The 429-nt window shown below is 68.3% G+C and carries 1 protein-coding gene; it reads left to right on the top strand.

All coding sequences use genetic code 11. The features are described from left to right. Positions 1-429, top strand: a 429-nt coding sequence (locus tag NF418_RS10350; protein WP_256779539.1) for an FAD-dependent oxidoreductase, incomplete at both ends; no start/stop codon positions are given.

Here is a 429-nt window from a genome sequence, read left to right as displayed (position 1 = left end):
GCCGGCATCCGCATCCACCTCGGCGTGCAGGCAACCTCCATCGAGGCTGCCGACGGCAAGGTGACCGGCGTCTCCCTGAGCGACGGCCGGCATCTGCCCGCCGACCTCGTCGTGGTCGGCGTCGGCGTGCTGCCGAACATCGAGCTCGCAGCCGAAGCGGGGTTACCCGTCGCCGCCGGCATCATCGTCGATGAGTATCTTGCGACGGCTGATCCGAACATTTCCGCGATCGGCGATTGCGCGCTGTTCGCGAGCCCGCGCTTCGGCGGTTCGCTGCGGCTGGAATCGGTGCAAAACGCCACCGACCACGCCCGCTGCGTGGCGGCGCGGCTGACCGGCGACAAGAAGCCCTATGACGGTCATCCCTGGTTCTGGAGCGATCAGGGCGACGACAAGCTGCAGATGGCCGGGCTCACCACCGGCTACGAC

Origin of the sequence: Streptococcus suis (genome assembly GCF_024509555.1) — a bacterium.
Taxonomy (GTDB): Bacteria; Bacillota; Bacilli; order Lactobacillales; family Streptococcaceae; genus Streptococcus; species Streptococcus suis_AD.
Note: the sequence above shows the minus strand (reverse complement) of the source record. Positions and strands in the feature narration are given on the sequence as shown.